Raw genomic sequence first — 17144 nt, 5'->3', positions numbered from 1 at the left:
CCGCGGTGCATCGGAGGAGAACCGATGAGCAAGACGATCGTATCGCTGGACAGCCTGGACCCTGAGCAGACCGCGCGTTTCCGGCAACTGACGGCCGCGCCGCCGCTGGCCTGGCCCACGGCGATCCTGTGGGCCATCCTGGTGATCAGCTTCCTGTCGGTGTACTGGCTCTGCGGCACCGGCCGCTGGCCGCTGTGGCTGGGCATGCTGCTGAACACCGGTGTGGGTTACATCGCCTTCAGTGTGGCGCATGACGCGATCCACCGTTCGATCTCCAAGAACACCAAGCTCAACGACTTCATCGGCCAGTCGGGCCTGAATGTGGTGCTGCCCTACGTGGACCTGCGCATGTTCCGCTGGGCGCACATCCTGCACCACCGCTTCGCCAACGGTGTGCGCGACCCGGACCAGGTGTTCCACGGCAAGTGGTGGACGCTGCCGTTTCGCTGGGCCTTCATCGACCTGTTCTACTTCGTCTTTGCGCTGCAGAACGGCGACAAGGTCTCCCGGCCCTTCCTCAACGCCTGCCTGCGCCGGGCGGCGGTGTTCGTGCCGGCGCTGCTGGCGCTGGTCTGGGCGGGCTACGGCATGGAGGTGCTGATGCTGTGGTTCATCCCCTCGCGCCTGATCCAGATGGCGCTGGGTTTCAGCTTCTTCTGGCTGCCGCACGTGCCGCACGACGTGTCGCAGGAGGAGAACTTCACCCGCGCCACCACGATCCGCCAGGGGCACGAGTGGTTCATGGGGCCGGTGCTGCAGTACCAGAACTTCCACCTGATCCATCACCTGTACCCCGCGACGCCGTTCTACAACAACGGCAAGGTCTACCAGTTGATCGAGCGCGAGCTGCAGCATAAGGAGCTGGCGGTGCAGCACGGCTTCGCCATCCATCCGACGATCCATCCGGCTCGCTGAGGGTCTGCCGATGCGACGCTACCAGTGCCGTTATTGCTCACACGTCTACGACGAACGCCTGGGCGATCCGGACAGCGGCATCGCGCCGGGGACGCGCTTCGAGGACATTCCAGATGATTGGATGTGTCCGGAGTGTGGGGCGGCGAAGTCGGACTATGACTTGATTGCGGAGCAGTGAGGGCTCGAGGAAGCCCGTTCGCTCTGAGGGCGAACGGCAACTTTCTTGAAGCGGATCTGATGTGAGGCCTGCTCTTAGGCCCAAAGCGAACATCGCGGTCGCCAAGATCAGCGCCTCAAAGCTAAACAGAGGCGAGCTGCTGCGCCAGTTCTCGTGCCGTGTTTTCGACCTGATTCATTCGTCAGGTTTTCTCCTCGGCGCATTCTGACTGATGCCGCGCGGATTGATAACCGATCAGGTGGTTTTGGTTTTAGCAGCAGCAAGGTAGCATCTGAAAGGCTCATCGGATTGCGCGGCATAAACCGCGCAGTCGACTTGGGCCCGTCCGAGCCTACTGCCTGACGCGCAAAAGTAAGACCTCGGGAGTGTGCAGGTTGTCGAAATTGAATGCTGCATTTAGGCAGTCTGATTCGCGTGAGGCTGCCATGCACACTTTTTTGAATCTCACGGGGGCAAATATGAAGCGATTCCTTGCAGCGATCCTGGCATGCCTTTTCGCTACCGTCGCCTTTGCAGGCGGCCCGCCGTCAGCGTCGTTCATTTTTGCCGGGCCTGTTGCAGAGCCGCAACCTGATGGCACGATGACCGTCCGTTTTAAGTACGTTCTGGCCGTACATTCGCTTAATCCCCAGCGGATTCAGGTCATCGACGCAGGTTCGGGGGCAATCATCATCGATGACGCTAAACCCGTTCTCCGTGAAAGCAAGTTGAAGCACCCTGATCCATCCATCGCTGTGTATGAATGGGAAGGCCGTAGCCCGCCTGAGGCCATTACCGGGTCTGAGCCGGCATGGCTTCATGACAAGAAGGACATGTCTGTCTCCCTGGAGCTCCGTGTCCACTCCGCGGAAAAGCCCCCCTTTTCGCTTGCTCAGCCAGCGAAATACAGCGCTGCTGCCAAGCAAGCAATACTGTCGGCAGTCGAATATAACCGCGCAGCGGCAAATGATTTTAAGGCGCAGCTTTCACGGGCGCAGGCGGGCGACCCGGAGGAGCAGACAAGCGTTGGCGTGAGGTATGCGCGAGGCCGCGGAGTTGCCCAGGACGATGCGGAGGCTGTCAAGTGGTATGAGAGGGCGGCGGCTCAGGGCCATGTGCAGGCCAAGGTCAATCTGGGTTACATGTATGAGAATGGGAGAGGGGTCCCCAAGGACTATTCACGTGCGGCTACCCTTTACGAAGAGGGAGTGGCATCGGGAAGCGCCGATGCGATGCGCAATTTGGGGTGGGCCTACGCGATGGGCCATGGCGTTCCGAAAGACAAGGAGAAAGCCCGCGAGCTGTGGAGCAAGTGCGCGGCCATGAAGGATAGCCAGTGCGAGGAAGCTCTCTTCATGATGCAGGCGATGCCTGGGAAGTGAAGTTGAACTGATGACGGATGGTGTACGCAGGATGCGTCCTTGCCTGCCTTTCGCGACCGGCGGGTCAAGGCCCGCCCTGCACGATCTGAAGGGTTCTATGAAAATTGGATTCATCGTTAGGCTCTCGGTAGTAGCCCTATCATTTGCTCAAGGGGCGCTCACCAGTCAGCTTGTTGCACCTGCTGAAGGCGTATCCGCTTCAATGTTGGTTGTCGTATTCCTATTCGGCATCGTCAGCATGCTTTTCGTAGTCGGAATGCAAAGAATCAATCCACGCTCTGCTTCTGTATGGCGTTATCCGAATTGGGATATCAATCCGTTTCTGCTGAATGAGCCCTTGCAGTTTTTCCACCTTGGCGGATATTCCTTCATCGCAGTTGGAGTCGGTAGCGCTTTACGCCTTTTAGTCCTTGGCCAAGCTATTCCAGTGTCCGTCATGTTTGCGCCGGCAGCTGGAGCGGGCGTATTAGCTGGTGTTTATGCGTGCACCATCGTTTATCGCGGCAAGATGGAGCGTGTGTAGGGCGGGTCTTGAGCCGCCTTCCGCGACCGGCGGGGCAAGACCCGCCCTACATGAGCTAACGTAGAAGGCCGCTATCGTGAGAAGTGTTCCTTCAGCATGGGCCGTGATCCTCATGTCTTTTGGGGTCCTCCTGGCTGCATGCTCGTCTGGAGCCCGAAAAGGTACGACTACGATGGAACGGCTCGTAGTGGAAGTAGAACCAACTATCGATGCACTCGTCCGAGAGTGGTTCAAGGGTCAGACGGCGGGGTTGGCCCCCGACGAACTTCCTTCGCCAGAGGAGATGGAAGAAGATATCTCAGAGATGCGGGCTCGTGTTTTGGCGAAGCTAGAACCAGCGCTTGAACACGGAAACTGCACAACAAATCGAGTGCCGAATGATTCCGTCAATTCACGCGTGCTCGGCGACCTCGTGGAAAGTTACAAGGGCTTAGAGAAGAAAACTCCAATCTTTACTTCCCTTGCACTCTCGAAGCGCAATCAACCAGGCTACATGTCAGGATGGCCGTTGTGCGCCATTCGACTCATTGCGGAAACTTCATTGGTAGATGCGCAGAGGATGATGAAGTGATGTTAAGCCGAAAAGTGCCTGTAGTGGACGTTCTCGCCTTAGGCGAGGCCGCCACTGAAGCGGGGCATTGGGCGGCACCATGAATTTCGATGACATCGCACGTGGCATCTCGGCTGTGTCAAATAGCGCGATGATTCAGCGCCTGTCGCAGCTTCTCCTTGATTGGCAGTTGGACAAAAAGACCACTATCTATGTCCTCCTCGCTCTTGCCGTTGGCTTCGTCATTGGTCGCTGCCGTGCCTCGCGTGCCGCCTCGTTCCAGAATCGTGGCGAGGCGCTGCTGTCCCGCGTCGCGCTGACGAACTTCGGTCCTCCTGACTATCATCTGATGAATCACGTTACCCTTCAGATGAACGACGGTACAACTCAGGTTGATCACATTCTCGTTTCTCGGTTCGGTGTTTTCGTCATCGAGGTCAAGGACTACAAAGGATGGATATTCGCCAACGCGAGTCAGGCGAACTGGACTCAGGTCATTTTCAAGTGGAAGTTCAGATTTCAGAATCCAATATTTCAGAATTTCCGGCACGTTCGAGCGGTGCAAGATTTGCTCGAATTCTTGCCGCCCGGCGCCATCAAATCGGTTGTCGTTTTCACAGGCGAAGCGGAGTTCATGACAGAGGTTCCCCAGGGGGTGTTTAGCATCCCCGGGCTCATTGACTACCTGCGTGGGCAGACGGTCGAAGTTATGTCCGTCAATCGAGTGCAGTTTTGCGTGGGCCGGCTTGAAACTGCGCGCCTTGCTATCAGTGGAAGAACGGATGTTGAACATGTTCAAAGCCTCGTACGGAGGCACGGTAGTGGGGCCTGACCCATCTGCAATCGAACGACTCAAAGCGTATATAGAGCGGGTCTTGGCCCGCCTTCCGCGACCGGCGGGTCAAGACCCGCCCTACACGAGCTGACAATAGACTCAAGGATCGACGCCCCCATCTTTGGTGAGTCAGCCCCATGAGCCCGAGAATTGGACGTCACGAAAGGTATGAGCGCGCTTCCATGCTAAAAAAGCTGCCGATCCCAAATTTCACTGAGAGACTCTACGGTTTCACGATCCCTAGCGCTGGAAAAGTATATGCGTGCGATCACGACGAGTCGTTCGAGATCATGCTCGGAGAGGCTCCCAAAATCGTTGTCTTGGAAGACAACCCGTATGAGTTCATCGGGTCATTTGAAAACGCGCTGGGCGCTTTCGGCGGCAAGCCAATCCATCAGATAAACGGAATTCGTGTCAGCTACTCGTTTGACGGAAGCGAAGACTACGTTGCGGTTGTAGTGTCTCTGGAGAACTCATCAGAAACAATATCGTTCCGGACGCTTTCAGGTGATTGGTTTGTCGCCACCTTGTCTGTGTGTGGAAGATATCTCGTGCTTGCAGAGCCATATCTTTTTGAATGCTATGAGTTCGTCTAGGCCAATCATGTTCAGCCAACGTCCCTGCTTCCTGAGCTAAGATCAGTACAGCAGGGAGTGGCAGTCGGCTCAGATCGGTTGAAGCATGCTGCCGGCGCCTGCCGCCTAACCTTCAGTCAACGCGCAGCACCAGCTTGCCGATGTGCTGCCCGGCTTCCATCACTCGATGCGCCTCGGCGGCCTGGTCCAGCGGAAAGCTGGCGTGGACCACGGGGCGGATCTTGCCGGCGTCGATCAGTGGCCAGACGTGTTTGCGCAGGGCCTGGGCCACACTGGCCTTGTAGGCCAGGGAGCGTGGCCGTAGCGTGGAGCCGGTGACGGTCAGGCGGCGCATCAGCACCTGGGCCAGCGGCAGTTCGCCGCGCACGCCGCCGAGCAGGCCAATGATGACCAGGCGGCCGTCGTCGGCCAGGCAGGAGATTTCCCGCTTCAGGTAGTCGCCGCCGACCATGTCGAGGATCATGTCCACGCCGCGGCCGTCGGTGAGGCGGCGCACTTCTTCGGCGAAGTCGGACTCGCGGTAGTGGATGGCGCGCTCGGCACCCAGGGCCTCACAGGCGCGCAGCTTCTCGGCGCTGCCGGCGGTGGCGAAGACGCGGTGGCCCAGGGCATGGGCCATCTGGATGGCGGTGACGCCGATGCCGCTGCTGCCGCCCTGCACCAGCAGGCTCTCGCCGGGCGCTAGCGCGGCGCGCTCGAAGACGTTGCTCCAGACGGTGAAGCAGGTCTCCGGCAGCGTGGCGGCCTCCAGCGCCGACCAGCCGGTGGGGATCGGCAGGCACTGCGTGGCGGGAGCGACGCAGTACTCGGCGTAGCCGCCGCCGTGCACCAGGGCGCAGACGCGGTCGCCGAAGTTCCAACCGGAGTCGCCGGGGTGGCCGCCGACGATCTCGCCGGCCACTTCCAGGCCGGGCAGGTCGCAGGCGTCGGGCGGGGCGCGGTACTGGCCCTGGCGCTGCAGCACGTCCGGCCGGTTGACGCCGGCGGCGCTGACCTTGATCAGCAGCTCGCCTTCGCGGGGGACGGGCAGGGGACGCTTGCCGGGCTGCAGGACGTCCGGGCCGCCGGGCTCACGGATCTCGATGACATTCATGGAGGTGCGCATGCTGCGGACTTTACTGCAGGCGGGGGCGAACCGGAGGGACGGGTCCGGAGTCGTGGCTCAGTCACGGCTCACTCGCGCCTCGATCGCGGTCCAATTGCCTGTAGGGGATGTCGGGCTTGCCGGGCAGTGAGCAAGGGCGGTTGCCGCCTTGAATGCGCGCGGGCCGGCTCGCAGTCTCGCCGCTGGAGATCGACGCCCTTGCTGGCGCTGTGCTCCGGCGTGATGCGCGGCCAGATCATGGGCCTGCCGCACGACACCCTGAAGGAGATGGTGGTGAGCTGCGTGGTGCCGCATGATGACGTGCAGGTGTACGAGGCGGCGTGCCGAGGCGTGTACCGAGCAGCTTGCTTCCAGCAGCGAGAGTGGCCCGGCGTTGCTGCGGTGCGGCATGGATGGCGACGGCCGATGTCCGGATTCAGCAATTGACGTCCGGAAGGATCATTTGAGCCCGGAGTGCGAACTTCTAATGTTCACAGGATTTCATCCTTGAGAAATCCATGAAGTTTCGTATTGGACTACTGTGGCTCGCGATTGCGGCTTCGTGCCTCTCGGCCTGTGACCGGGAGAGCGACGAGGCGGGAGTGGCCGACGAGACGGTCGAGATACATCACTCAGGCGAGCTTGGCCGGTATCGTGGATTGGTCTATATCCCCGGCTCTTCGGTCGGTGAATCCTCGGTTCCCCTGGTCGTGGTGATACACGGCGCCAATATGTCTGCGGAAGTCCAGCGCGAGGTGACGAGATTCGATCTCGTTGCGAAGCGCGAAGGCTTCATCGTCATGTATCCAGATCACGAGAACGATGCTCTCCATCCACTGCAGAGCTGGAGGTTCTACAACCCGACCGAGATGCAGCGGGGTGCTGGAGACGCCGAAGCGCTGGCTGCGCTGACGAGGAAGGTCCTGGATGGCTGGAATGTCGATCCGGAGCGCGTCTATGCCATCGGCCTGTCAGCGGGTGGATTCATGACCAGCATCCTGGGTGCCGCTTACCCGGACCTCTTTGCCGCCATCGGGCTCGTGGAGGCAGGCGGCTATGGCATCGGCCTCTTGGGTATCGCCCAGCCGGTTGGCCCACTGGTGTTGCGCCCCGAAATAACAGCACGATCTGCCCGGCAGGCAATGGGCCCTCGGGCACGCATTCTTCCTGTCATCAACTTCCAGGGCCAACAGGATCTCGCGGTACGGCCTGAGACTGGCGCTCACGCGGTGCAGCAATGGTTGATGACGAACAATCTGGTGGCGTCCGGGACGCTCCGCCAACCCTTTCAATTGACCCCTGCCGAATCGATCGGCATCGTTCCCGAGCGAGGATATCCGTACCAAATCGACATCTACAGGGATCCGGAGGGATGCCGGATGGCCGAGCAGGTCCGCATCGAAGGCATGGGGCATTTCTGGCCTGGGGAGGCCAGTGATCCTGGGCTGGCTGGAGTGCTTTCTCCGTCTCCGAATGGAGCGGAGCTCGCGTGGTCTTTCTTCAAGCGCTATCGCAAGTCCGACACCTCGCTTCCTTGCGTGGAATCAGCGTTGTGAGTTCGGCGTTGTGAGTGAGGCGTAGACCCGGTGTCCTATGAATCCAAGGTCGGATGGTCTCGGGCATCGGGCTTTTGGGCCTGGCGCTGCTGACGATGATGGGTTGCAGCGTCGGTAGGCAGGATGATGGCGGCCACATGACGAAAGCGTGTACGGGGTGGATCAAGATGCGCCCTGAATGGCCTGAACGGCCCATAAAAAAGCCCGCCTTCCGGCGGGCTTTTTTATGGGCCGTGCGTGTCGGATGACCCGTACGCGCGGTGACGGCAGCTGCCTACTTCCCCGCCAGCGCCGCATTGAACGCGGCGCTCGGCCGCATCACTGCGGCCAGCTTCTCGGGGTCCGGGCGGTAGTAGCCGCCGATGTCGGCCGGCTTGCCCTGGATTGCGGTGAGTTCGGCGATGATTTCCGTCTCCTTGTCGGCCAGCTTCTTCGCCAGCGGGGCGAAGTGAGCGGCGAGTTCGGCGTCCTCGGTCTGGGCGGCCAGGGCCTGGGCCCAGTACAGGGCGAGGTAGAACTGGCTGCCGCGGTTGTCGAGCTGGCCGGTCTTGGGCGAGGGGTTCTTGTTGTTGTCGAGCAGCTTGCCGGTGGCCGCATCCAGCGTCTTGGACAGCAGCGTGGCACGAGCATTGCCGGTCTTGATGCCCAGGTCTTCCAGGCCTACCGCCAGGGCCAGGAACTCGCCGAGGGAATCCCAGCGCAGGTGGTTCTCTTCGGTGAGCTGCTGGACGTGCTTGGGCGCGGAGCCGCCGGCGCCGGTCTCGTACATGCCGCCGCCGGCCATCAGAGGTACGATCGACAGCATCTTGGCGCTGGTGCCCAGCTCCATGATCGGGAACAGGTCGGTGAGGTAGTCGCGCAGGATGTTGCCGGTGACGGAGATGGTGTCCTGGCCGCGGTTCACGCGCTCCAGCGTGTAACGCATGGCGCGCACCTGCGACATGATCTCGATTTTCAGGCCCTTGAGGTCGTACTCCTGCACGTACTTCACTACCTTCTGGATCAGCTCGTGCTCGTGCGGGCGGTAGGGGTCCAGCCAGAACACGGCGGGCGTGTTGGACTGGCGCGCGCGGGTGACGGCGAGCTTGACCCAGTCCCGGATCGGGGCATCCTTGACCTGGCACATGCGCCAGATGTCGCCGGTCTCCACGTTCTGGGTCATCAGCACTTCGCCGGTGTCCAGGTCGGTGATGTTGGCGATGCCGTCTTCCGGGATCTCGAAGGTCTTGTCGTGCGAGCCGTATTCCTCGGCCTGCTGCGCCATCAGGCCCACGTTGGGCACGGAGCCCATGGTCCTGGGATCGAAGGCGCCGTGCGTCTTGCAGAAGTTGATCATCTCCTGGTAGATGCGGGCGAAGGTCGATTCCGGCATCACGGCCTTGACGTCCTTCAGGCGGCCATCGGCGCCCCACATCTTGCCGCCGTTGCGGATCATCGCCGGCATGGAGGCGTCGACGATGACGTCGTTGGGCGAGTGGAAGTTGGTGATGCCCTTGGCGGAGTCGACCATCGCCAACTCGGGGCGGTGGGCGTGGCAGGCGTGCAGGTCGCGCTTGATCTCGTCCTGCTCGCTCTGCGGCAGCTTGGCGATCTTGGTGTAGAGATCGACCATGCCGTTGTTGACGTTGATGCCCAGCTCGTCGAAGGTCTTGCCGTGCTTCTCGAAGGCGTCGCGGTAGAAGATCCTCACGCAGTGCCCGAAGACGATCGGGTGGGAGACCTTCATCATGGTCGCCTTGACGTGCAGCGAGAACATCACGCCGCTCTGGTGGGCATCCTCGATCTGGGTCTCGTAGAACTCGAGCAAGGCCTTCTTGCTCATGAACATGCTGTCGATGATTTCCTTGTCCTGCAGCGCCACGTGGGGCTTGAGGACCAGGGTCTTGCCGCTCTTGGTCAGCAGCTCCATCTTCACGTTGCGCGCGCGGTCGAGTGTCATCGACTTCTCGCCGTGGTAGAAGTCGCCCTTGTGCATGTGGGAGACGTGCGAGCGGGAGGCCTGGCTCCACGGCGCCATCGAGTGCGGATTCTTGCGGGCGTATTCCTTGACGGCCTTGGGTGCGCGGCGGTCGGAGTTGCCTTCGCGCAGTACCGGGTTGACGGCGCTGCCCAGGCACTTGGAGTAGCGCTTGCGGATCGCGGTCTCTTCGTCGGTCTTGGGCTGCTCGGGGTATTCGGGCAGGTTGTAGCCCTTGGCGCGCAGTTCCTTGATCGCGGCCAGCAGCTGCGCCACGGAGGCGCTGATGTTGGGCAGCTTGATGATGTTGGTGTCGGGGAGCAGGGTCAGCTTGCCCAACTCGGCGAGGTTGTCCGGAAGCCGCTGGGATTCGGTCAGGAATTCAGGGAATTCGCCGATGATGCGGGCGGCCAGCGAGATGTCGCTGGTCTTGATCTGGATGCCGGCCGGGGCGGCGAAGGCTTCGATGATCGGCAGGAACGACGCGGTGGCCAGCAGGGGGGCCTCGTCGGTCAGGGTGTAGATAATGGCGGGTTGCTCTTTGCTCAAGGGGAGTCTCCGGGCGTTCTTTATTTTTGAACCAGCAAGGAAATACTCAAGAAATGTTGCGACGCCATAAAAGGCGCGTCTCCATGGCTGGCCCTCTGCGCTGGGCTGCATGATAACGCGGCTGATGGCCACCGTTCGCCGGAAACGGCTTCCGGCAGCCATTTGCCGGCATCTCCGGGTGCCATAAACAGCCTGGGGAAATGCGTGCAGGTAAACGAGTGTAAACAGCGCGCCCATCCGCGTGTCCGGTGCGCAGAGTGGCCACGGCGGCCTGCGGGACTCGCGCCGATAAACCCAGGCTGCCGCTGGGAACATGTGCATCAGAGTGCGGGGTTGGAACTGCGCGCGCTCGGTGTGCGCCAAGCCGTCGAAGAACAGCTTGCTGCCATCCAGGCCCGGCGAATACGCCGCCCAGGGGGCGCCGCGGGCCAGCAGCGGCCAGAGTCGGATGATGTGGCCGCGGAGCCGAGGGGCAGCTTGCCTGCTGTGGGAACGGGTGAACTCCTGGTGTTGTTCCGGCTGTGAAGGCTGTCTCCGGATTTGCCCTCGAGCCCTGGCCGCTCTGGGGGGCGGTCACCTTGCCGCGTGGGTCCTTGAGCTCAAGGATCGTGTTCTGCGCGGCGGTTGGCGGTTTGATCGTGACTTTCCAGGTTCCTGTGGCTGACATGGGTATCTGTTTGGGTGATTTTGACTGAGGCCAGATTCGGCCCTTGATGTGAACTATAATGGTTCGTATAAGTTCCGCAGCTCTTAGCCCATCGGGATGACGAACAAGATCTACCGGCCGCATCTGTCGACCGCGAGCGACGCCCGTGCCGTGCGCACGCGCGAGGCGCTCCGTGTTGCCTTGCTGGACCTGCTGGAGTCCAAGCCGCTGGACCAGATCACCATCCGCGACATTGCTGCCGCAGCCAGCATCGGCTACACGACGTTCTTCCGCCATCACCCCACCAAGGAATCCTTGCTGGATGATCTCGCCGCCGAGGAAATCCGCAGTTTGATCGGCTTGGTGATGCCGGTGATGGATGCGCGCAGCGCCCGCGAGGGCTCGGAGGCGCTTTTCACCTACGTGGACGAGCGCCGCGCGCTGTGGGCCACGCTGCTCACCGGAGGTGCTGCCGGCGCCCTGCGCTCGGAATTGCTGCGCATCTCCATGGAGATTGCCGCGGAGCGTTCGCCGCCCAGCACCTGGCCGCCGTTCGAGGTGGTGACGCTGCTGGTGGTGAGCGGCACCCTGGAACTTCTGTCGTGGTGGTTGCGCCAGGCCAGTCCGCTGTCGATCCCCGAAATCGCGGAAATCCATCATCGCAACGTGGTCGAGCCGGCCTGGGTGCCCGGCCAAAAGCCGTCGGGGCAGGCCAAGGCCTGAGCACTCCGCCGGGCGGGTCGCCAGCATGGGCGATGCCGCCGGACCGGAAGCGGCAGCCGTCGATCTTCCTGGGGCAGTGGACCTTGGGCGCCGCGGAGCGCGGCGCAGAGAGCGGCTGCATCGGGATGCCGCCATGGATGCTCCCGGCGGCACTGGTCTGCGACGTAATATTTCACCCCAACTTTTCAGGAGCGAAACCATGACGAGCGAGAATCTCAAGAAGGGCCTGGCGCGCCGCACCGAGCTGCTGGGCGAGGCTTACGTGGCCAACGCCATGCACAACGCGCCGGAGTTCAACCGCGACATCCAGGAGTACGTCACCGAGGCGGTCTGGGGCAAGGTCTGGAGCAGCGGCGACCTGCCGATCCGCGAGCGCACCCTGATTACCGTGGCCCTGGTCAGCGCCATGGGCCGCACCAACGAGATGAAGGTGCACATCCGCAACGCGCTGCGCAACGGCATCAAGCCGGAAGAGCTCAAGGCGCTGTTCTTCCACGTCACCGGCTACTGCGGTGCGCCGGCCGGCCTGGAATGCCACCGGGCCTATCACGAGGTGGTCGCGGCGATGGCGGCCGAGACGCCGTAGTCCCGATTCGCCGGTGGAGCCCGGACGCCCGACGCCGGGCGGTGCCGGCCTGGACCTGGCCGCGGACGCAGCCGGCCCGGCGGATGGGCCCATGTGAGCGCGGCGCCAGGGACGTGATCGCCTAAACGGACAGCGGTGCGGAGGGCTTCACCAGCCAGGAGGTGGCGGCAGTCTCCCTGCCGCACGGCGAGCGCCCGCGCAATGCCAGCGGGCCACAGCGCCACCTGCGCCCGTGCAAGGGGGAGCCAGGCACTGGCACGGGAATCAAGCCGTATCGATCGGCGGGGCGGGGCGCGCGGCACGGCGAGCGGGTAGGCTGTATCGATGCACCGTCATCCCCAGGCATGAGTCACCCCGCCGCCAGCCTGGCCGTTTGCGGCGTGGCCGTGTGCGGGGAGCGGCCTGCGTCCGCATGAGCGCCCCGGCGGTCCAGCCTTCGCCCCGTCGCTGGGCCGCCTTCGAGCCGCTGCGTGAGCGCAGCTTCCTCATCATCTGGTCCGCCAGCCTGCTGTCCAATCTGGGCCAGCTGATCCAGGGCGTGGGCGCGGCCTGGGAGATGACGCGCCTCTCGTCCTCACCCGGCATGGTGGCCCTGGTGCAGACCGCCCTGATGCTGCCCCTGATGCTGGTGGCGGTGCCGGCCGGCGCTATCGCCGACATGTTCGACCGCCGCAAGGTGGCGATGCTGGGCCTGAGCCTTGCCACGCTCTGCGCCGCCACGCTCACCGCGCTCTCCGGCCTGGGCCTGGTCACGCCCTGGTTGTTGCTGGTCTTCTGCTTCCTGATCGGCTCGGGCGTGGCGCTCTACGGTCCCGCCTGGCAGGCCTCGGTGATCGAGCAGGTCAAGCCGGAGACCCTGCCGGCCGCTGTCGCCCTATCATCGGTCAGCTACAACATCGCGCGCAGCTTCGGCCCCGCTGTCGGCGGCCTGCTGGTAGTGACGGCCGGTGCAATGGCCACCTTCGCGATCAATGCCGTGTTCTACCTGCCGCTGCTGCTGGCCTTCTACATGTGGCAGCGCCGCCATGTGCCGCCGCGCCTGCCGCCGGAGCGCCTGCACCGCGCCATCATCTCCGGCGCGCGCTATGCCATCCATGCGCCGCCCGTGCGCAGCGTCATGGTCCGCGGCTTCGCCACTGGTTTTGCCGGCGCCTCGCTGTCTGCACTTACGCCGCTGGTGGCCCGCGATCTGCTGCACGGCAATGCCAGCACCTACGGCATCCTGCTCGGGGCCATGGGCATCGGCGCCATCGCCGGGGCACTGGCGGTCAGCGAGGTGCGCGAGCGCTTCAAGGCCGAGACCGCGGTGAGCCTCTGTTCCGTGGCGGCCGGCCTCATGGTGATCCTGCTGGGCCTGAGCCACAGCCTGCTGCTGAGTGTGCTGATCATGGCCGTTGCCGGTGTGTTCTATCTGCTGCATACCACGCTGCTCAGCGTGGGCGTGCAGCTGTCCACCCCGCGTTGGGTCGCGGCGCGGGCGCTGTCCTGGTTCCAGTCCGCGCTGACCGGCGGCATCGCCCTGGGCGCCTGGTTCTGGGGCGCGGTGACGACCGATTGGGGGCTGCAGGCCGCGCTCATCGTATCGGGCACGGTGCTGATGCTCACCCCCCTGGTCGGCCGCCTGTTGCCGATGCCGCCGCTGACGCCGGCCGCGATCGAGCCCTTCGAGATCGCCAACGAGCCCGAGGTGGCTCTGGCCATCACGCCCCGTAGCGGCCCCATCGTGATAGAAATCGAATACCGCGTGGCGCCGGAGCAGGCTCGCGCGTTCTACCAGGTGATGCAGCAATTGCAGGGTATGCGCCTGCGCAACGGCGCCTTCGACTGGTCCCTGGCCCGCGACATCGCCGACGCGGAGTTATGGACCGAGCGCTACCACTGCCCGACCTGGGGCGACTACCTGCGCCAGCGCAGCCGTTTCACCCAGGGCGACCGCGCCCTGCAGCTCAAGGCGGACAGCTTCCATACACCCGGCAGCGGTCCTCGCGTGCACCGCCGCCTGGAGCGCCCGCTGGGCTCCGTGCGCTGGCACGCGGATGTGCCGGACAATCGCAGCGATCATCCGGCCTTTTTCAATCCCTGAACCAGAACCCTCTCCGGCAAGCGGGCGAAGGGCGCGATCTGTTCGGTAGTTGAATAGCAGCTAAAAGTCGTCTCTGCTGCCACATCAAGATCATCCCGGACCTCGACGGCCTGGTGCTGAGCCCCCCCGCCAGCCAGTTTCTCGTTCACAACGGCGAGCCCAGTTTCGCCGCACAGGCACTGGGAGGCTCTCCTCGTCGGGTCTTCTTTTATTGTGCGGAACGGTTTTGCCGTTCCACCTTTTTCAATTGTGTTGCTGTCACCTCTCCCGCTTGCGGGAGAGGTGGACGCGAGGGGATGGCCCCCCGAGATAGGGCAACGCATGGAGCAGTTGCCGAGAGGGGGTTTCTGTGACACTGATCAAATATCGGCACGCCACGTCTGGAGAAATGCCCATGCACCAGCAAACCATCGAATCTGGCGAAAACGGCCAGCGCCACTTCCACCAGTTCTTCCTCGACGAAACCCGCCCCGGCTCGCGTCCCGGCGTGCTGGTCTTCCCCGAGGCTTTCGGCCTGGGCGAGCACGCCCGGCAACGCGCCCGGCGCTTGGCCGAGCTCGGCTACGCCGCGCTGGCCGTGGACATCCACGGCGAAGGCCGCGAGTTCCAGGACCTGGCCCAGGTCCGTCCCGCGATCCTCGCCTTGTTCGGCGACCGCACCGCCTGGCGCGCCCGCCTGCGGGCCGCCCATGCGGTGCTGCTGGCGCAGCCGCAGGTGGACGCCACCCGCACCGCCGCCATCGGTTTCTGCTTCGGGGGCGCCTGCAGCCTCGAGCTCGCGCGCAGCGGCGCGCCCCTGTCGGCCATCGTCAGCTTCCACGCCGGCCTGCAGCCGCCCCTGGAAGCAGACGCCGGCCAGATCACGGCCAAGATCCTCATCTGCCACGGCGCGGAAGACCCCCTGATGAAGCCCGAGCCCCTGGCCGCTGTCCTCGCCGAGCTGACCCGCGACAAGGTGGACTGGCAACTGCTCAGCCATGGCAATGTCGTCCACAGCTTCACCAACCCGGATGCCGATACCCGCGCCACGCCGGGCTTTGCCTACAACGCCAACGCCGACCGCCGCTCCTGGGTGGCAATGCAAGGGTTGTTTGACGAAGTGTTCGGTGGCGGTTGAGAGCAGCCAGGCGTTCCATTCAAGTTGCCGTTCGCCCTGAGCCTGTCGAAGGATAGGCGGCGACTCGTTGACCGACGCCGGAAAAGGGAGCTCGTGCTTCGCGCGATGGAGCCCTTCAGGCAGTAGGCCTTGGCGTTGACCTTGGTATCGAGCGTCACTTTGTAGATGAACTCGCCGTCGTGCTCAGGCGCGAAGGTGCCGAGCGTGTTGGTGAAGGCCACCTGCTCCTCGTCGTTGAAATCGATCTTCGGGAAGACCCGCACGCCGCGCGGTTCCAGCAGTTCGCGGATTTTCCTGGCGTACTCGCCGCTCGGCAGCTCGCCCTTGCCCTCACCCGCATCAGCCGCGAACTTCGCGAAAGCGCCGCCCAGGTCTCGCGGCAGCTCGGCTCCAGCTGAGATTCCCTAGTTCAGGAGCCGGTTCGCCCGCAGGCGTGACACGGCCAGTTCCACGAAAGCCCTGACCTTGGCGGACGCGTGGCGCCCCTCGGGGTAGAGCACGTGGACCGGCAGCGCCGGTTCCTCGTAGTCGCCGAGCACGATCTGCAGCCGGCCTTCCAGCAAGGCCGGGCCTATCTGGTAGTGGAGCACCCGGGTCAGTCCCCAGCCTGCCGTGGCAGCCGTGATCGCGGCCTCGTTGGAATTGGTCTGCAGGGCAGGGTGGACGGTCACGCGCTGATCCTGCGCGAAGCGCCACTCCGGCGAGGACCAGGCACTGGTCGACGCGGCGATGCGATGATCCCGCAGGTCGGCAGGCGTCCGGGGGATGCCGTGCCGTGCAAAGTATTCCGGAGCGCCACAGATTACGCGCCGCACCGAACCCACCTGCACGGCCGTGAAGCCCGAGTCCGCCAAGTGCCCGATGCGCACCGCCACGTCGATCCCCTCCTCGATCATGTTGACAGGGCGGTCGACGAAGAAGGTCCGGGCAGTCACCCCGGGATGTGCATCGATGTACTCCATCACCACCGGCAGCACATGGATCTGGCCGAACAGCATGGGCGCGGTCACCGCGAGCGTGCCGCTGGGCTTGGCATAGGATCCCGCGGCGGAAGCCTCTGCCTCGGCGATGTCCGAGAGGATCCTGCGGCAATCCTCGAAGTAGCGGGAGCCGGCGTCGGTGGGCTTGACCGAGCGCGTGGTGCGCACGAACAGCCTGGCGCCGATCAGTTCCTCCAGCGCCGCGACCGCACGGGTGATGGCCGGGGCACTCATGTGCAGGTGGCGCGCCGCCTCGGCGAAGCTCTCCGTCTCCGCGACCTTCACGAAAATGCGCATCGCTTGCCAGCGATCCATCCACTTCTCCCGGGTGGCTGCTACCAGAACAGGCGCGCCAGCGTTTCCGGCTGGATCGCGGGATCCCGCTCCAGGATGGCCCCATGGGCATCCGCTGACGGCGGCTCATCATAACCGCTGGACGGCGTCGGGCCGCGCCATGCCCGCAGGTAGGTCCACAGGGACTGCAGGAGGGCCGGGCTCGAGGCCGGGCCCAGGTGAGTTGCGACCAGCGTTGCGGTGGGTGACATGGTTGATCCTCTCCTGGGTTCAGTGGCTGAAGCGGGCCGCCAGTGCCTCGATGTCGTGACAGGCCTGCGAGCTGAGCCCCGCCCGCAACGCGCGCCCGACCTGTTCGCGGTGCCGCTGCGGGTCCTTGCCCGCAACCACGGCCAGGGTCATCGCGATACAGGTACGCGCGTCGAAGCTCCAGCCACGCCGCGCCGCGTCGATTTCCGCGCCGGACATTCCCAGCGCCCGGGCCTTGATCTCCTGTCGCTGATGGAATTCTGCATCCTGCGAATCGTCCGCCATCGCCAGCTCGATGGATATCCGCGTCCGTTCATCGAGAACGGGAGTTTTCATAGGGCTGTCCTTGAGGCGTTGGGCTA

General features: G+C 63.6%; 18 protein-coding genes and 1 pseudogene. 13 read left to right on the top strand and 6 right to left on the bottom strand.

The annotated features are described in order from the left end of the window. The first annotated feature begins 24 nt into the window (after window positions 1-24). The 7 genes from QT386_RS07190 to QT386_RS07160 all read left to right on the top strand — a co-directional run bounded on the left by QT386_RS07190 (window position 25) and on the right by QT386_RS07160 (window position 4958). Entirely contained in the window at window positions 25-915 is an 891-nt protein-coding gene (locus QT386_RS07190) for a fatty acid desaturase (RefSeq protein WP_289273071.1), read from the top strand. Window positions 916-925: 10 nt separating this feature from the next. Continuing rightward, entirely contained in the window at window positions 926-1093 is a 168-nt protein-coding gene (locus tag QT386_RS07185) for a rubredoxin (protein WP_289273070.1), read from the top strand. A gap of 425 nt (window positions 1094-1518) precedes the next feature. Then, window positions 1519-2454 (top strand): tetratricopeptide repeat protein, encoded by a 936-nt coding sequence (locus QT386_RS07180; protein ID WP_289273069.1) that lies wholly within the window; start codon window positions 1519-1521, stop codon window positions 2452-2454. A gap of 97 nt (window positions 2455-2551) precedes the next feature. Beyond that, window positions 2552-2977 carry a hypothetical protein gene (locus QT386_RS07175; protein ID WP_289273068.1) on the top strand — a complete coding sequence of 142 codons (426 nt, stop codon included), beginning with the start codon at window positions 2552-2554 and terminating at the stop codon, window positions 2975-2977. Window positions 2978-3149: 172 nt separating this feature from the next. Beyond that, window positions 3150-3548, top strand: coding sequence for a hypothetical protein (locus QT386_RS07170; RefSeq protein ID WP_289273067.1), 399 nt, complete (start codon window positions 3150-3152; stop codon window positions 3546-3548). A 79-nt stretch (window positions 3549-3627) separates the two neighbouring features. Next, complete coding sequence (locus tag QT386_RS23380) at window positions 3628-4359, top strand: nuclease-related domain-containing protein (protein ID WP_367401402.1); 732 nt, start codon at window positions 3628-3630, stop codon at window positions 4357-4359. A gap of 185 nt (window positions 4360-4544) precedes the next feature. Next, window positions 4545-4958 carry a hypothetical protein gene (locus tag QT386_RS07160; protein ID WP_289273065.1) on the top strand — a complete coding sequence of 138 codons (414 nt, stop codon included), beginning with the start codon at window positions 4545-4547 and terminating at the stop codon, window positions 4956-4958. A gap of 112 nt (window positions 4959-5070) precedes the next feature. Here QT386_RS07160 and QT386_RS07155 read toward each other — a convergent pair whose 3' ends face one another. After that, window positions 5071-6051 carry an NAD(P)H-quinone oxidoreductase gene (locus QT386_RS07155; RefSeq protein WP_367401405.1) on the bottom strand — a complete coding sequence of 327 codons (981 nt, stop codon included), beginning with the start codon at window positions 6049-6051 and terminating at the stop codon, window positions 5071-5073. 210 nt (window positions 6052-6261) lie between these two features. On the opposite strand from QT386_RS07155, the gene QT386_RS07150 reads away from it, so the two are divergent. Together QT386_RS07150 and QT386_RS07145 are read left to right on the top strand one after the other, a co-directional pair. Further along, on the top strand, window positions 6262-6489 hold the full coding sequence (locus QT386_RS07150) for a hypothetical protein (RefSeq protein WP_289273063.1): 228 nt from the start codon (window positions 6262-6264) through the stop codon (window positions 6487-6489). A gap of 71 nt (window positions 6490-6560) precedes the next feature. Continuing rightward, window positions 6561-7598, top strand: a complete 1038-nt coding sequence (locus tag QT386_RS07145; RefSeq protein ID WP_289273062.1) for a PHB depolymerase family esterase — start codon at window positions 6561-6563, stop codon at window positions 7596-7598. 274 nt (window positions 7599-7872) lie between these two features. Here QT386_RS07145 and QT386_RS07140 read toward each other — a convergent pair whose 3' ends face one another. Further along, the gene (locus QT386_RS07140; RefSeq protein WP_289273061.1) at window positions 7873-10104 is read right to left on the bottom strand and encodes an NADP-dependent isocitrate dehydrogenase; all 2232 of its coding nucleotides are present in this window, start codon (window positions 10102-10104) and stop codon (window positions 7873-7875) included. 763 nt (window positions 10105-10867) lie between these two features. On the opposite strand from QT386_RS07140, the gene QT386_RS07135 reads away from it, so the two are divergent. From QT386_RS07135 to QT386_RS07120, 4 genes are all read left to right on the top strand, one after another. Continuing rightward, complete coding sequence (locus tag QT386_RS07135; RefSeq protein ID WP_289273060.1) at window positions 10868-11473, top strand: TetR/AcrR family transcriptional regulator; 606 nt, start codon at window positions 10868-10870, stop codon at window positions 11471-11473. Window positions 11474-11672: 199 nt separating this feature from the next. Continuing rightward, a complete protein-coding gene (locus tag QT386_RS07130) occupies window positions 11673-12059 on the top strand; it encodes a carboxymuconolactone decarboxylase family protein (RefSeq protein WP_289273059.1) in 387 nt (128 codons plus the stop codon). Between the two features lie 412 nt (window positions 12060-12471). After that, on the top strand, window positions 12472-14142 hold the full coding sequence (locus QT386_RS07125; protein WP_289273058.1) for an MFS transporter: 1671 nt from the start codon (window positions 12472-12474) through the stop codon (window positions 14140-14142). 394 nt (window positions 14143-14536) lie between these two features. Beyond that, window positions 14537-15259: a dienelactone hydrolase family protein gene (locus QT386_RS07120; protein WP_289273057.1), complete on the top strand. Its 723-nt coding sequence runs from the start codon at window positions 14537-14539 to the stop codon at window positions 15257-15259. Window positions 15260-15363: 104 nt separating this feature from the next. Here the strand turns inward: QT386_RS07120 and QT386_RS23375 are convergent. The 4 genes and pseudogenes from QT386_RS23375 to QT386_RS07100 all read right to left on the bottom strand — a co-directional run. Next, window positions 15364-15585 (bottom strand): annotated as a pseudogene (locus tag QT386_RS23375) (TauD/TfdA family dioxygenase); the annotation flags it as partial. A gap of 78 nt (window positions 15586-15663) precedes the next feature. Then, on the bottom strand, window positions 15664-16554 hold the full coding sequence (locus QT386_RS07110; RefSeq protein ID WP_289273055.1) for a LysR family transcriptional regulator: 891 nt from the start codon (window positions 16552-16554) through the stop codon (window positions 15664-15666). 20 nt (window positions 16555-16574) lie between these two features. Further along, the gene (locus QT386_RS07105) at window positions 16575-16784 is read right to left on the bottom strand and encodes a hypothetical protein (RefSeq protein WP_289273054.1); all 210 of its coding nucleotides are present in this window, start codon (window positions 16782-16784) and stop codon (window positions 16575-16577) included. Window positions 16785-16803: 19 nt separating this feature from the next. Next, window positions 16804-17118 (bottom strand): hypothetical protein, encoded by a 315-nt coding sequence (locus tag QT386_RS07100; RefSeq protein WP_289273053.1) that lies wholly within the window; start codon window positions 17116-17118, stop codon window positions 16804-16806. Window positions 17119-17144: the final 26 nt, after the last annotated feature.

Source organism: Solimonas sp. SE-A11, assembly GCF_030345715.1.
Taxonomy (GTDB): domain Bacteria; phylum Pseudomonadota; class Gammaproteobacteria; order Nevskiales; family Nevskiaceae; genus Solimonas_A.
The sequence above is the reverse complement of the archived record's forward strand: the minus strand, read 5'-3'. Positions and strand labels throughout refer to the sequence as shown.

Coding starts and splice junctions, on each gene's coding strand:
- QT386_RS07190 (WP_289273071.1), top strand. CDS start 25: ATGAGCAAGACGATCGTATCGCTGGACAGCCTGGACCCTGAGCAGACC.
- QT386_RS07185 (WP_289273070.1), top strand. CDS start 926: ATGCGACGCTACCAGTGCCGTTATTGCTCACACGTCTACGACGAACGC.
- QT386_RS07180 (WP_289273069.1), top strand. CDS start 1,519: ATGCACACTTTTTTGAATCTCACGGGGGCAAATATGAAGCGATTCCTT.
- QT386_RS07175 (WP_289273068.1), top strand. CDS start 2,552: ATGAAAATTGGATTCATCGTTAGGCTCTCGGTAGTAGCCCTATCATTT.
- QT386_RS07170 (WP_289273067.1), top strand. CDS start 3,150: ATGGAACGGCTCGTAGTGGAAGTAGAACCAACTATCGATGCACTCGTC.
- QT386_RS23380 (WP_367401402.1), top strand. CDS start 3,628: ATGAATTTCGATGACATCGCACGTGGCATCTCGGCTGTGTCAAATAGC.
- QT386_RS07160 (WP_289273065.1), top strand. CDS start 4,545: ATGCTAAAAAAGCTGCCGATCCCAAATTTCACTGAGAGACTCTACGGT.
- QT386_RS07155 (WP_367401405.1), bottom strand. CDS start 6,051: ATGAATGTCATCGAGATCCGTGAGCCCGGCGGCCCGGACGTCCTGCAG.
- QT386_RS07145 (WP_289273062.1), top strand. CDS start 6,561: ATGAAGTTTCGTATTGGACTACTGTGGCTCGCGATTGCGGCTTCGTGC.
- QT386_RS07135 (WP_289273060.1), top strand. CDS start 10,868: ATGACGAACAAGATCTACCGGCCGCATCTGTCGACCGCGAGCGACGCC.
- QT386_RS07130 (WP_289273059.1), top strand. CDS start 11,673: ATGACGAGCGAGAATCTCAAGAAGGGCCTGGCGCGCCGCACCGAGCTG.
- QT386_RS07125 (WP_289273058.1), top strand. CDS start 12,472: ATGAGCGCCCCGGCGGTCCAGCCTTCGCCCCGTCGCTGGGCCGCCTTC.
- QT386_RS07120 (WP_289273057.1), top strand. CDS start 14,537: ATGCACCAGCAAACCATCGAATCTGGCGAAAACGGCCAGCGCCACTTC.
- QT386_RS07110 (WP_289273055.1), bottom strand. CDS start 16,554: ATGGATCGCTGGCAAGCGATGCGCATTTTCGTGAAGGTCGCGGAGACG.
- QT386_RS07105 (WP_289273054.1), bottom strand. CDS start 16,784: ATGTCACCCACCGCAACGCTGGTCGCAACTCACCTGGGCCCGGCCTCG.
- QT386_RS07100 (WP_289273053.1), bottom strand. CDS start 17,118: ATGAAAACTCCCGTTCTCGATGAACGGACGCGGATATCCATCGAGCTG.